Origin of the sequence: Sphingopyxis sp. OPL5, assembly GCF_003797775.2 — a bacterium.
GTDB lineage: Bacteria > Pseudomonadota > Alphaproteobacteria > Sphingomonadales > Sphingomonadaceae > Sphingopyxis.
Genome location: NZ_CP060725.1, coordinates 4,074,483 through 4,087,836 on the forward strand (window position 1 = coordinate 4,074,483; position 13,354 = coordinate 4,087,836).

Sequence of the window (13,354 nt, forward strand, 5' to 3'; positions counted from 1 at the left end):
CGCCGCCGCCATAAGTCTTCGCATGTATCGTCTCCCCCTGCTTGTTTTCAGGCTGTTTTTTCGAGCGTGACCTGGGCGACGTCGATACCGCCACCGCGAAAACCGCCCTCGCAATATTGCAGATAATAACGCCAGAGCCGGATGAACCGCTCGTCGAACCCTGCGGGCAATTGCTGGCTCGCCACCGCCGCGTCGAAGCGTTCACGCCAGCTTCGCAGCGTCTCGGCATAGTCGGGTCCGAACCGTCGCACATCGCGCCAGGCAAGCCCGCGTTCCTCGGCAAGCTTGCGGAAGCGGCTTTCGGATATCAGGCAGCCGCCTGGAAAGACATAGGCTTGGATGAAGTCGCTGCTCGCGGCATAGCGCTCGAACAGGGCGTCGTTGATCAGGATATACTGGATCGCGGCGCGGCCACCGGGCCGCAACAGCCGCGCGACGGTGTCGAGATAGGCGGGCCAATAGGCCTGCCCGACCGCCTCGACCATCTCGACGCTCGCGATCGCATCATAGGGGCCCTGCGCATCGCGATAATCGCATAATTCGATCGCACTGCGTCCCGACAGGTCGACCTCGGAGAGCCGCGCATCGGCAATCTCCGCCTGCGCCGGCGAAAGGGTGATCCCCGTGTAGATCACGTCGTGGCGTTCGACCGCCCGTTCGGCAAGCGCGCCCCAGCCGCAGCCGATTTCGAGCAACCGGCTACCCGACCGCAGGTCGAGCCGGTCGAGGATCGCGTCGAGCTTTTCGACCTGCGCCTCCTCCAGCGATTGCGCCGCTCCCGCAAACAGCGCACTCGAATAGTTCATGCCAGTGTCGAGCCACAAGCGATAGAAATCATTGCCCAAATCATAGTGAGCATGGATGTTGCGCTTGGCGCCGCGGCGGCTGTTACGGTTGAGGAAATGCGCCGTGAGATTGAGCCAGCGCCACGGTCCGCGCGATCGTGCGGCATTGCCCAACGTCTCGCCATTGCGCATGAACAGGTCGAACAGCGGCACCGGGTCGGGCGAAGACCATTCGCCCTTGTCCCAGGCACGGTACCAGCCCACCGATCCCGACAGCGCGAGGCGGACGAGGCCCGCCCAGCTGTGGACATGCACTACCGCGACCGGCCCGCGGCCTCGCCCCCCGAGAATGCGAATGCTGCCATCGGGGAGATGGGCTTCGAGCGTGCCCTGTTCGAGTCCGGCGTCGATCTTGTCGAGACGGCCATGGAAAAAGGCGGCGGGCGCTCGCGCCATCATCGAGGCGATCAGCCCGCCCGACCGAAAGGCGCGATCCGCCCGCAGCAACCGTCGGCCCCGCCCCGTCCTGACATGCGTGTTCATAGGGTCATCACTGCCGCAAAGCGGCGCGGCTGACAATCAATTGTCGTGCGCCTTCATGACGTCATACGCCGCAAGCGCCCGGGCCCGCGCCTCGCGATGCCCGATGAGCTTGGCGGGATAGCCCGACGGCCGTACCCCATGTTCATCCGGGTCATGTACGTGATGTGCGTGAAGATCGAGCAATTCCGGCACCCATTCGCGAATATAGTCCGCCGCATCGAACTTCTCCGACTGCGTCAACGGCGCCATGATGCGCGGAAACATGTTCGAATCGATACCGGTGCCGGCGGTCCACTGCCAGTTGACGCTGTTGTTCCCGTAATCCGCGTCGACCAGCGTGTCCCAGAACCATTGCTCGCCGAGCCGCCAGTCGATCAGCAGATGCTTGATCAGGAAACTCGCCGCGATCATCCGCACCCGGTTGTGCATCCAGCCGGTCGCCCAGAGCTGGCGCATCCCGGCATCGACGATCGGATAGCCGGTACGGCCCTGTTGCCAGGCTTTGAGGTCGGTGTCGGCCGCCTTGCCGGTGCGCCAAGGGAAGGCGTCGAAGGCTTCGCGGGCGTTACAACCGCCGTAATCCGGATATTGCAGGATGACATTCTGCGCATAATCGCGCCAGCCGACCTCACTGAGAAACACGTCGACCGATCCGCCCGCATCGGAGAGCCGGTGCCAGACATATGCCGGCGAGACTTCGCCGAAGTGGAGGTGCGGCGACAGGCGCGAACTGCCTTCTTCGGACGGCAAGTTGCGGCGGCGGTCGTAATCGCGCGCTTCATCGATGAAATCGGCAACGCAGGTGCGGGCGCCCTCCTCGCCGGGCGTCCATTCGTTGCCGAACCCCGTCGCCCAGTCGGGCTTGGTAGGGAGGAGGTTCCAGTCGGGGAGTCTGTCGGAGGCCGGCCACTTCGGCGGTGCGGCGATCTCGCTCGGGCGGTTCGCCGGCGCTGGCGGCGGCATGCGTTCTTTGAGCGCCCGCCAGAAGGGGGTGTAGATCTTGTAGAGGTTGCCGGTGCCGGTCGTTACCGATCCCGGCGGGGCGAGATAATTGCCGTCGTGGCAGACCAGGTCGAGGCTCTTGGCGACGGCGCGCTCGGCGTTCCGCCACCAGGGTTCGTAGTGATGCAGGCAATGGACCTGCCCTGCCCCGTATTCCTCGGCGATTTTAGCAAGTTGCTCGTCGCACTTGCCGCGGCGCAGGATCAGCCGCGAGCCCTTTTCGCGCAAGGCGGCATCGAGACTGGCGAGGCTGTGGTGCAGCCACCAGCGCGAGGCGCCGCCCATCGCGCGGTGTTTCGGCGTTTCGTCGTCGAGGATATAGACCGGGATCACCGGCCCCGCCGCCGCAGCGACGAGCAGTGCCGCCTGATCGGACAGGCGAAGGTCGCGGCGAAACCAGACGATCGAGGGTGCGGTCAGGGCGTGGGTTCCGGTTTGGGGTCGAGAATGACCTGAAACTGCCCGCGGCTCAGGCGGTTCCCGAAGCGCTGGTCCGACAGGATCAACCGGCCCTTCGTATCGAACTTCGCGACCGGCATCCGCGACCAGAAGAGGAAGGCCTGCGCCACCGGGCTGGTTTCGACGAGCGGGGCGACGCGCGGGTCGTCCATCCCGGTCGGCGTGCCGGTGATATCAACCTCGCCGCCCGAGCCGATGTCGAAACTCGCGCTGCCGTAACGCTCGCCGCTCCGCCAGAAGACGTCGCGTTTCCAGAATAGCAGCGGCGGCGGGCTGGCGACGACGAGCGCGTCGGGGTGGCCCCCACCGCGCAGCACCGCGGCGATCTCGCGCTCGGCGGTGCCCGTGATCACGCCGTTGAACAGGATATAGCCGCAGACCGCGGTAAAGCCGACCCACGCCGGGCGTGTCCAGGCGGCGACCTTGGCGCGTTCACGCCGCAGCGAGAGCCAGATCGACAGGCCGAGCGCGATCCAGATCCACAGGTCGATGATGAAGATGCTGTCGCCGTAGAACCAGCGGTGGCTGAAGGGTTCGAGCAGGCGGATGCCGTAATTGTTGAGCCAGTCGAGCGCGGGATGGCTGAAGCAACCGATATAGGCGAGCGCGAGCAGCCAGCCCTTGTGGATCGGCAGCCGGTTTGCAGGGCGCTTGCCGCGCTTCGCCTGCCAATTGTCGAAGGCGATCATCGCGGCCCAGAGCAGGATCGGGAGCAGGATCAGCGCAATCGGCCCGTGGGTGATGCCGCGGCGCATGGCGAGCGAAAGCTGACCGTAGACGGTGCAGGCGGCGTCGATATCGGGGATGTTCGCGGCGATGACGAGCGTCGGCATCGCGAGCCCGGTCTTTTTCTTGAGCCCCATCTGGCCGAGCACGGCACCGACGAGGCTGTGAGTCAGATTGTCCATTCAGTCTCTCAAAACCTCATTGCCGGTGACGCAGATGACCTGCGTCCCCTTTGACCAATCGCGGGTGTCGATCGGCACGACTTCAGGCTGCCGCGTGGCATAGAGCCGTTTCAACGGGCCATCGTCCTCATCAGCAGCATCCTCTGCCTCGCGGCAAAACAGACCATCCCTATTTTCCCAATCCCAGTTGTTCGTGAAATATCCCGAAGAGCCTTTGTCTTCGAAAGGTGACGCGACCAGGAGAAAACGAACATCGCGCTGCCATTTGCTGCTGAAGCTGTGCGCCGTGAAGCGCATCTTGAGACGCGCGGCGGTTGGCGGCCCGCCCAAATGGCGGAGCACCTTTACATCGGCTTCGTAAAGCTCGCCAACGCAAAGATCGCCATCATCAATGGCATCTACGCACCATTGCGAAACACCGACATATTCGGCGGGCGTCACGATCTGCACCAGCAAAGTGGAACGCTCGGCCTCTTCTGCGGCAGCCTTCGCGTGGAAACTGACAGCGAACAAGGCGAGGCCGAGGCTAAGCACGACCCCGCGCATGGTTACAACTCCGGCCCGCCCTCGGTTACCGTCCAGGTCTGGCCTTTCTTGAGCAGGCCTTGCAGGTCGGCCTTCTTGCCTTCCGATGCCGCCTTGTTCTGGCGCCAGACGTCGGCTTCGAAGGTCGGGCGCGGGTCGTCGTAGAGGACGCCGAGCGCCATCGGGAATTCGCCGAAGCGCATTTCGACGAGCATGTGCGCAACACTGCGGTTGGTGACGTCGTGGACGATCACGCCTGCCGACTGCCAGTCGCCATCGACGACGTCGACGACCTTGAGGTGCAGTTCCACGCTGTCGAGCGCGATGCCCTTGGTGCCCTTGGCGAAGAGCATCGGCTCGCCATTCTCGAGCCAGAGCTGGCGGTCCTCGGCGCCCTTGGGGGCGGCGAAATCCTCGAACACGTCCTTGTTATAGACGATGCAATTCTGGAAAATCTCGATGAACGCCGCGCCCTTGTGGGCATGGGCGGCCTTGAGCACTTCGGGCAGCTTTTTCGACACGTCGAAGCCGCGTGCGACGAAGCGGGCACCGGCGCCGAGCGCGAAGGCGGCGGGCTGCGCGGGGCGATCGACCGAACCATAAGGCGTCGAGGGGCTGGAGGTGCCGACGCGGCTGGTCGGCGAATATTGGCCCTTGGTCAGCCCGTAGATCTCGTTGTTGAACAGCATGATCTGGCAATCGAGATTGCGGCGAATGAGGTGCATCGTGTGGTTGCCGCCGATCGACAGCCCGTCGCCGTCGCCGGTGACGATCCAGATGTCGAGCCCCGGATTGGCGAGCTTCAGCCCCGTCGCGAACGCCGGCGCGCGGCCGTGGATCGTGTGGAAGCCATAGGTTTCCATATAATAGGGGAAGCGCGACGAGCAGCCGATGCCGCTGATGAACACGGTATTCTCGGGCGCGGTGCCGATTTCGGGCATGGTGCGCTGCACCGCCTTGAGGATCGCATAGTCGCCGCAGCCGGGGCACCAGCGGACTTCCTGATCGGTTTCCCAATCCTTGAGCGTCGTGGTCCGCGCGATGGTGGTCATCTCGTTCATGCCAGTGCCTCCTCGATGGCGGCTTCGATTTCGGCGATGGTGAAGGGCTGGCCCGACACCTTGTTCACCGGTTTCGCATCGACCAGATATTGATCGCGCAGCACGGTCTTCAATTGGCCGGTGTTCATTTCGGGCACGATCACCTTGTCATAGCTTTTGAGCAGTTCGCCGAGGTTGGCGGGCAGCGGCCAGATGTGGCGGATGTGGATATGGCTGACGTCGGCGCCCTCGGCGCGCTTACGGCGCACGGCCTGATGGATCGGGCCGAAGGTCGAGCCCCAGCCGACGACCGCGAGCTTGCCGCCCTCGGCACCCAGTTCGACGACCTGATCGGGTACCTTGATGCCGTCGATCTTGTCCTTGCGGATGTCGGTCATCGCCTGATGGTTCGACGCCTCGTAGTTGATGTGGCCGGTGTCGAGTTCCTTCTCGATCCCGCCGATGCGGTGGAGCAGGCCGGGGGTGCCGGGCTTGACCCACGGGCGCTTGAGATTTTCGTCGCGGCCATAGGGTTTGAACCCGCCTTCGGGCACTTCGGTGAGGAATTCGACCGGGAACGCCTCGTAAGTCGTCAGGTCGGGGACCGCCCAGGGTTCGGCGGCATTGGCGATATAGCCGTCGGTGAGCAACATCACCGGGGTCATATATTGGACCGCGATGCGCACCGCCTCGATCGCGCAGTCGAACGCGTCGCCGGGCGAGCGCGCGGCGATGACCGGCAGCGGCGCGTCGCCGTTGCGGCCGTAGACCGCCTGATAGAGGTCCGATTGCTCGGTCTTGGTCGGCAGGCCGGTCGACGGACCGCCGCGCTGCGAATTGACGATGACGAGCGGCAGTTCGGTCATGATCGCGAGGCCCATCGCCTCGCCCTTGAGCGCGATGCCGGGGCCCGACGAGCTGGTCACGCCGAGAGAACCGCCATAGCTGGCGCCGATCGCCGAACAGATCGCCGCGATTTCGTCCTCGGCCTGGAAGGTCGTGACGTCATATTCCTTGAGCCGCGACAGGTGATGCAGGATCGCCGACGCAGGGGTGATCGGATAGCCGCCGAAGAACATCGGCAGCTTCGCAAGCTGTGCGCCCGCGACGAGGCCGAGTGCAATGCCCTCCGCGCCGGTCAGGGTGCGATAGAGGCCCGGTGCGGCGGGCGCGGGGTCGACATGATGCTGTTTGAGCGGTCCGGCAAGCTCCGCAGTCTCGCCATAAGCGTGGCCGGCGTTCAGCGCCGCGACGTTGGCGGCGGCGAGATTCGGATCCTTGGCGAATTTTCCGTTGAGCCAGTCGATCAGAGGCTGGCGGTCGCGGTCGAACATCCAGAGCGCGAGCCCCAGCGTCCACATATTCTTGCAGCGCAGCGCGTCCTTGGTGCCAAGCCCAAATTGCTTGACCGCTTCCACCGTCAACTGACTGATGTTGAGCTTGAGCAGCTGCCATTTGGCGAGGCTGCCATCCTCGAGCGGGTTGGCGTCATATTTCGCCTTGGCGAGGTTGCGGTCGTTGAACTCACCCTCGTCGGCGATGATAAGCCCGCCCTGCTTGAGCGACGGCACATTGGTCTTGAGCGCCGCGGGGTTCATCGCGACGAGGACGTCGGGCGCGTCGCCCGCGGTATCGATCGCCGACGACCCGAAATTGATCTGGAACGCCGACACGCCGAACAACGTGCCCTGCGGCGCGCGGATCTCGGCGGGGAAGTCGGGGAAGGTCGCGAAGTCGTTGCCCGCGAGCGCCGACGACAGGGTGAACTGGCCACCCGTCAACTGCATCCCGTCGCCGCTATCGCCGGCAAATCGAACCACCACTGCATCGGAAAGGGGGGACTGCCGATTGTCGGCTCGGTCCTCTACCGCACTCGCCATTTTCTATCTCTGCCTTTGAATTTTGCGAACCTGTGACATCGGCCTAGGCCCGTCGGCGCGATGCCGCAATTCAGAAAAAATTGTGCGCTGCAAAGCGAATGCGCGCCATAGGCGACGAGATCGGTTGCCAATTGCCATTGAATTATCGGCCGCGATGCCGAATAGCTGCGCCAACAACATAAGCGAGGGACGAACAGGATGACCGACGGCACCACCCACTACACGCGCCCCGATGTGGCGGCCTTTCTTGCCTTCCTGAATGCACAGGAAGGCCCGAAGATGGAGGAGATGCCGGCCGAGGGCGCTCGCGAAATGTTCCGGGTGATGACCCAGATGGCCGACAGCCCGCGCGGCGAGATCGCGAAGGTCGAAGACCGCAGCATCCCCGGCCCCGCCGGCGATATCGCGATCCGCCATTATGACAGCCGACCCGATCGCGAGACCGGTCCGGTGCTGGTCTTCTATCATGGCGGCGGCTGGGTGATCGGCGACCTCGACACGCACGACGGCTGGTGCGCCGAGGCGGCGCGCCAGCTCGACATGCCGGTGATCGCGGTCGATTATCGGCTTGCGCCCGAACATCCCTTTCCCGCCGCGCCCGAGGATTGCGAGGCGGCGACGCGCTGGGTCGCCGACAATATCCCTTGCACCGGGCTTGTGCTGGCGGGCGAAAGCGCGGGCGGCAATCTGACCATCGCGACCGCGCTGACGCTGCGCGACAAGCCGGCGTCGAAGCCGGTGATCGCGATTCACCCCATCTATCCCGCGGTGACCACCCACGACGACTGGCAAAGCTACCGCGATTTCGGCGAGGGCCATTTGCTGACCCAGGGCAGCATGACCTGGTTCAGCGATCAATATGCCGCCGACCCCGCCGACTATCGCGCGTCGCCGCTCGATTTCCCGGCCGAGGGCCTGCCGCCGACGCTGCTGGTCACGGCAGGGCTCGATCCGCTGCGCGATCAGGGCCGCGCCTATGCCGCCAAGCTGGTCGAGGCGGGGGTGACGACGGTTTACCGCGAGGGCGCGGGCACGATCCACGGCTATATCAACCTGTCGCAGGGCATTCCGAGCGCCAAGGACGACATCAAGGGCGCGCTGACCATGCTCAAGGCGATGGTCGCCGAAGCGACCGCGACGGCATGATCGATCATAGCAGCCTGCCCTATCGCCCCTGCGCCGGGGTGATGCTGGCCAATCGCGACGGGCGGGTGTTCGTCGGGCAGCGGCTCGATACGACGAGCGAGGCCTGGCAGATGCCGCAGGGCGGGATCGACCCCGGCGAGGACGCCGAGATGGCGGCGATCCGCGAACTCGGCGAGGAAACCGGGGTGCATGGCGGGCTGGTCGAGATCATCGCACGCAGCCGCGAGGAATATTTCTATGACCTGCCCGACCATCTGATCGGCAAGATGTGGGGCGGCAAATATCGCGGCCAGCGCCAGCACTGGTTCCTGATGCGGTTCATGGGCGAGGACAGCGACGTCAATATCGCGACCGAACATCAGGAGTTTCGCGCCTGGCGCTGGTCCGACCTGAACGAGATCGAGAAATTGATCGTGCCGTTCAAGCGCGCGCTTTACCGTTCGCTGGTCGAGGAGTTCGGGCCGCTGGTCTGATCGCGGAGCGCCAGCGCGGTGCGGAAGACATCGGCGAACATCGCCGCGGTTAGCCGCCCGGTGTTCGTGTTGTAGCGCGAGCAGTGATAGCTATCGACGAGGTGCCGACCATCGGGGAGTGCATGGACGGCGCTATGGGCGAAGGGATAGGCGGCGAAGCGGCCGCCGAATGACCGGACGACCGCGTCATGCGCGATCTTGCCCAGCGCGATGATCACGCGGACCTTGGGAAGCGCAGCCATTTGCGTTTCGAAAAACGGGCGGCAGGCAGCGATTTCCTGCGGCGTCGGCTTGTTTTGCGGCGGCAGGCATTTGACGCTGTTGACGATGATCGCACCGTCGAGGGTCAGGCCGTCGTCGACGCGGGCATCGTAGCGGCCGCGGCTGAGGCCGAACTCGGCGAGCGTCGCGAACAAGAGGTCGCCGGCATAATCGCCGGTGAAGGGCCGTCCGGTGCGGTTGGCGCCGTGCTTGCCCGGGGCGAGGCCGGCGAGCACGAGCCAGGCGCCGGGATCGCCAAAGGCATGGACGGGGGCGTTCCACCAATCGGGATATTCGGCGCGGCACGCGGCCCGGAATGCCACCAGCCGCGGGCAGCGCGGACAGTCGCGCGGCGGTTCGGTGCCGGGCAAAGGGCTTACAATCTCCACCCGCCTGCGATAGGCGCAAGCCCGTGAGCAACGCAACGCCATCCCGCGTCCCCTTGGCCCTCTATGCGATCGGCCTTGGCTCGAACCGCCGCCACGCGCGGTTCGGCGACCCGCGCGCGGTGCTGATGGCGGCGCTCACCGCACTCGAAAGCGACGACATCGAACCCGTCGATGCCAGCCCGATCATCGCCAGCGAGCCGATCGGCCCGTCGCGGCGCCGCTATGCCAATGCCGTCGCGCTTGTCGCCTCGCCGCTTTCCCCGTCCGAGATGCTGGGGCGACTGCAGGCGATCGAAGCCGCATTCGGCCGCCGCACCGGGCAACGCTGGAGCGCGCGAACCCTCGACCTCGACATATTGCTCTGGTCGGGCGGCACCTGGGCCGACCGCGATCTCACCATCCCGCACCCCGCCATGGCGAGCCGCGCTTTCGTCCTCGGCCCGCTGCGCGCGATCGCGCCCGACTGGCAGCACCCGCTGCTCGGCCGCAGCGTCCGCCAGCTCGCGGCGAAACTGGTGCGGGCAAAGCCGGTTGACCGGAACGCATCGGCGCACTAGGGCGACGGCTCACTTCGCGGGCGACCTTTTCGAGGCACCGCGATGGGCCCTTAGCTCAGTCGGTAGAGCAACTGACTTTTAATCAGTAGGTCGCTGGTTCGAACCCAGCAGGGCTCACCACCTCCAGTCTCGCCCTGCGAACCAGCGAGTCACCCGCGGCCCGATCGCCAAGTAGATCGGGCGTGGTTCGAACCCAGCAAGGCTCACCATCTCCCCCAACGGCTTCCGATTGCGCTTTCGGGCGTGTCACCCTATGCAGCCAGCTGAAAGCGGGGAGTTTATTCGGTCGATGGTTCGGTTGCGGTTATCCAAGAATTCCGAACTGGCCGATGCCCTTCGCTCGCTCCGCGGACCGTTGATGGTCGTCGGCGGGCTCAGCGCCTTCATCAACGTCCTCGCGCTCGCCAGCTCAATCTTCCTGATGATGGTCTATGACCGGGTGCTGCCGAGCGGCAGCGGGGCGACGCTGTTCGGGCTGTTCGTCCTGTTCGGCCTCGCCTTCGTCTTTCATGGCGTGCTCGACGTATCGCGCGCGCAGATGCTCGTCGATATCGGGCGGGCGTTCGGCGACAAGCTGTCGCCGCGGATCGAGCAGTTGCAGTGGCAGTTCGCCATCGCCCCGCCGCCGGGCAGGCCGCGCCCGACGCAGGACCTCGACCATATTCGTGGTTTCATGTCGGGTTCGGGACCCGCCGCCTTCATCGACCTGCCGTGGGTGATCTTCTTTCTCGCGGTCCTGTTCCTGCTGCATCCGTGGCTGGGTGTCGCGACGCTGGCCGGCATCATCGTGCTCGCGCTGCTGACCTGGCACACCGAGCGGTCGATCGCGAAGAACATGACCCTGCTCGAACCGCTGCGCTATACGCGCGGGCAGGATCAGGAAATGAGCTTCCAGAACGCTGCGACGCTGAAGGGGCTGGGCATGACCGGAACCCTCTCGTCGCGGCTGCGGCAGAGCGACGGCGCCTATCAGGATGAAAGCAACCGCATCAGCCGGATCGTCGCCCGCGCGGGCGGAACCGGACGCATCTTTCGCATCTTCCTGCAATCGGCGGTGCTCAGCGTCGGCGCGCTGCTGGTGATCGACGGCAAGGCGTCGGGCGGAATCATCTTCGCCAGCTCGATCCTCGCCGGCCGCGCGCTGGCGCCGATCGATCAGGCGATCGCGCAGTGGCGCGGCTTCGTCGCGGCCCGGCAAAGCTGGACCCGGCTCGACGAGATGCTCGGCAAACATGCCGAAGAGACCGCAAAGCCCGTTCGCCTGCCGCGGCCGACGAAACAGTTGCAGGTCGACCGGCTCACCCTCGTTCCCGCCGGCAGCGACCGGATCGCGATCGCCGACGTCAGTTTCGACGCGCAGGCAGGCGACGTCATCGGGGTGATCGGCCCGAGCGGATCGGGAAAATCTTCGCTGCTGCGCGGCCTTGCCGGGATATGGCCGCCGGTGCGCGGCGGCATCCGGCTCGACGGCGCGATGCTCGACCAGTGGGAGGGCGACGAACTCGGCAGCTATCTGGGTTATTTGCCGCAGGAAGTCGGGCTTTTGTCGGGCAGCGTCGCGGCGAATATCGGCCGCTTCTTGCCGACGGCGGGGTCGGACCAGATTTTGGCGGCGGCGCAGCAGGCCGGGGTCCACGACCTGGTGGTCTCGCTGCCCGGCGGGTATGAAACCGAAATCGGGTCGGGCGGGCATAATCTGTCGGCCGGCCAGCGCCAGCGTATAGCCCTCGCCCGTGCGCTCTATGGCGATCCGTTCCTGCTTTTGCTCGACGAGCCCAATTCCAACCTCGATCCCGAGGGCGAGGCGGCGCTGGCGGGAGCGATCAAGCGCGCGCAGGGTCGTGGTGCGATCACCTTGCTGGTCACCCATCAGACGCGCATTTTGAGTTCGACCAACAAGCTGCTGGTGCTTCGCGACGGCAAGGTCGCAGCATGGGGACCGCGTGACAAGGTGTTGGCGGCGCTCGCGCAGGGCGCGAAACAGGCGCCGCGCGACGGCGGCCTGAAGGCCGTGAATTAGGCCGCTATGACCGACGCTCAGGACCAGCCAACGGGGACTCCCGCTGCCGCAGCAGTGAGCGTTTCGTCGCCCGACATTGCCGCCGCGCTTGCGACGCGGATGCGGCGCGCGCTGTGGTTGATGGCGGGGATCATCGCCGTGCTGCTGGCCATCTCAACGATCGTGCAGATCGACGGCGCGGTCGTCGGCAGCGGCGCGCTGTCGGCTGAATCGCGGGTGAAGACGATCGCGCATCCCACCGGCGGCATCCTGTCGCGCCTGCTCGTTCGGGACGGCGATCGGGTGCGCGAGAATGACATCGTGATGGAATTCGCGACCGACGTGTCGGGACCGAGTTCCGAACTCAGCAACCAGTCGCTGGACCAGTTGCTCGCGCGGCAGGCGCGGCTCGATGCCGAACGATCGGGCCGTTCGCAGATGCGCTGGCCCGCAGGATATCCGCCGCCCGCCGATGACGAGGCCCGCGCCGCGCTGGCGCAGGAACTGCGATTGTTGCAACTGCGCCAGAGCGAGATGACCGGCAACCGCCGGCTGCTCGACGAGCGGATTTCGCAGTTCAACGAGCTCAATCAAAGCTATCGCGTCCAGATCAGTTCGGCGCGGCGACAGCTCGAAATCATCCAGCCCGAGCTGGCCGGTCTGCGGCAGCTATATGAAAAGCGGCTGGTCACGGTGAACCGGCTCAACCAGCTCGAACGCCAGGCGGTCGAACTCGAAGGGTCGATCGGCGCGCTCGAGGCGAATATCGCGCAGACCAACGCGCGCATTTCCGAAGTCCGTGAGCAAAAACTCACCATCGAACAATCGCGCCGCGCCGAAGCCGGCGCCGAACTGGCCCAGGTCGACGCCGCGATCGCCGACCAGCGCATCCGTATTGCCGACGCCGACGACCGCTTTTCACGCTCCGTCGTACGGGCTCCGGCGGCGGGGGTGATCGAAAAGCTGGCCTTTACAACGATCGGAAGCGCGGTTCCCGGCGGCACCCCGATCGCGCAGATCGTGCCCGACAAGGATGCCCTGATCGTCGAAGCAAGCGTGCGGCCTTCCGATATCGACCAGTTGAAGGTCGGACAGCCGGCACGGATCATGTTCCCGACGCTCGAACAGAATGTCACGCCCGAACTTGCCGGCAAGCTCATCTATCTTGCCGCCGATGCCACCGACGACGGCCGGGGTGGCCCGCCCTTTTTCCGCATTCGCGTCGAACTGCCGGTCACGACCCGCAACATGCCGATCCATACCCAGCTTCGCGCGGGATTGCCGGCGGAGGTGTTCCTGCGCACCGGCAGCCGGTCGCTGATGTCCTATCTGCTGAAACCGCTGCTCGACCAGATCAACCACGCTTTTCGGCAGTGACACCCGCCGG

At 65.4% G+C, this 13,354-nt stretch carries 12 protein-coding genes and 1 tRNA gene; 6 read left to right on the forward strand and 7 right to left on the reverse strand.

Features of this window, described 5'->3' with window-relative positions:
- Positions 1-47 precede the first annotated feature (47 nt).
- Genes EEB18_RS19640 through EEB18_RS19665 form a run of 6 tightly spaced genes read right to left on the reverse strand, consistent with a single transcriptional unit; the run spans position 48 to position 7,142 of the window.
- Complete coding sequence (locus EEB18_RS19640; protein WP_187141932.1) at positions 48-1,328, reverse strand: SAM-dependent methyltransferase; 1,281 nt, start codon at positions 1,326-1,328, stop codon at positions 48-50.
- A gap of 36 nt (positions 1,329-1,364) precedes the next feature.
- Positions 1,365-2,750, reverse strand: coding sequence for a cryptochrome/photolyase family protein (locus EEB18_RS19645; RefSeq protein ID WP_187141952.1), 1,386 nt, complete (start codon positions 2,748-2,750; stop codon positions 1,365-1,367).
- Positions 2,747-3,697 carry a metal-dependent hydrolase gene (locus tag EEB18_RS19650; RefSeq protein WP_187141933.1) on the reverse strand — a complete coding sequence of 317 codons (951 nt, stop codon included), beginning with the start codon at positions 3,695-3,697 and terminating at the stop codon, positions 2,747-2,749. The genes EEB18_RS19645 and EEB18_RS19650 overlap by 4 nt, the downstream gene beginning before the upstream one ends.
- Positions 3,698-4,243, reverse strand: coding sequence for a hypothetical protein (locus EEB18_RS19655; RefSeq protein WP_187141934.1), 546 nt, complete (start codon positions 4,241-4,243; stop codon positions 3,698-3,700).
- Positions 4,244-4,245: 2 nt separating this feature from the next.
- The gene (locus EEB18_RS19660) at positions 4,246-5,283 is read right to left on the reverse strand and encodes a 2-oxoacid:ferredoxin oxidoreductase subunit beta (RefSeq protein WP_187141935.1); all 1,038 of its coding nucleotides are present in this window, start codon (positions 5,281-5,283) and stop codon (positions 4,246-4,248) included.
- Entirely contained in the window at positions 5,280-7,142 is a 1,863-nt protein-coding gene (locus EEB18_RS19665) for a 2-oxoacid:acceptor oxidoreductase subunit alpha (protein ID WP_187141936.1), read from the reverse strand. The genes EEB18_RS19660 and EEB18_RS19665 overlap by 4 nt, the downstream gene beginning before the upstream one ends.
- 198 nt (positions 7,143-7,340) lie before the next feature.
- Between EEB18_RS19665 and EEB18_RS19670 the strand changes: the two genes are divergently transcribed.
- Both EEB18_RS19670 and EEB18_RS19675 read left to right on the forward strand, forming a co-directional pair.
- Positions 7,341-8,288, forward strand: a complete 948-nt coding sequence (locus tag EEB18_RS19670) for an alpha/beta hydrolase (RefSeq protein WP_187141937.1) — start codon at positions 7,341-7,343, stop codon at positions 8,286-8,288.
- Entirely contained in the window at positions 8,285-8,761 is a 477-nt protein-coding gene (locus EEB18_RS19675) for an RNA pyrophosphohydrolase (protein WP_187141938.1), read from the forward strand. The genes EEB18_RS19670 and EEB18_RS19675 overlap by 4 nt, the downstream gene beginning before the upstream one ends.
- On the opposite strand, the gene EEB18_RS19680 is transcribed toward EEB18_RS19675, so the two are convergent.
- On the reverse strand, positions 8,722-9,411 hold the full coding sequence (locus EEB18_RS19680) for a uracil-DNA glycosylase (protein WP_187141939.1): 690 nt from the start codon (positions 9,409-9,411) through the stop codon (positions 8,722-8,724). The genes EEB18_RS19675 and EEB18_RS19680 overlap by 40 nt on opposite strands.
- 23 nt (positions 9,412-9,434) lie before the next feature.
- Here EEB18_RS19680 and folK point away from each other — a divergent pair, with 23 nt between their 5' ends.
- The 4 genes from folK (at position 9,435) to EEB18_RS19700 (ending at position 13,344) form a co-directional block, all read left to right on the forward strand.
- Positions 9,435-9,968 carry a 2-amino-4-hydroxy-6-hydroxymethyldihydropteridine diphosphokinase gene (gene folK, locus EEB18_RS19685; RefSeq protein WP_262408017.1) on the forward strand — a complete coding sequence of 178 codons (534 nt, stop codon included), beginning with the start codon at positions 9,435-9,437 and terminating at the stop codon, positions 9,966-9,968.
- 44 nt (positions 9,969-10,012) lie between these two features.
- A tRNA-Lys gene (locus EEB18_RS19690) sits at positions 10,013-10,088 on the forward strand.
- A gap of 169 nt (positions 10,089-10,257) precedes the next feature.
- Positions 10,258-11,988 (forward strand): type I secretion system permease/ATPase, encoded by a 1,731-nt coding sequence (locus EEB18_RS19695; RefSeq protein WP_187141941.1) that lies wholly within the window; start codon positions 10,258-10,260, stop codon positions 11,986-11,988.
- 6 nt (positions 11,989-11,994) lie between these two features.
- A complete protein-coding gene (locus EEB18_RS19700; RefSeq protein ID WP_187141942.1) occupies positions 11,995-13,344 on the forward strand; it encodes an HlyD family type I secretion periplasmic adaptor subunit in 1,350 nt (449 codons plus the stop codon).
- The last annotated feature ends 10 nt before the right edge of the window (positions 13,345-13,354 follow it).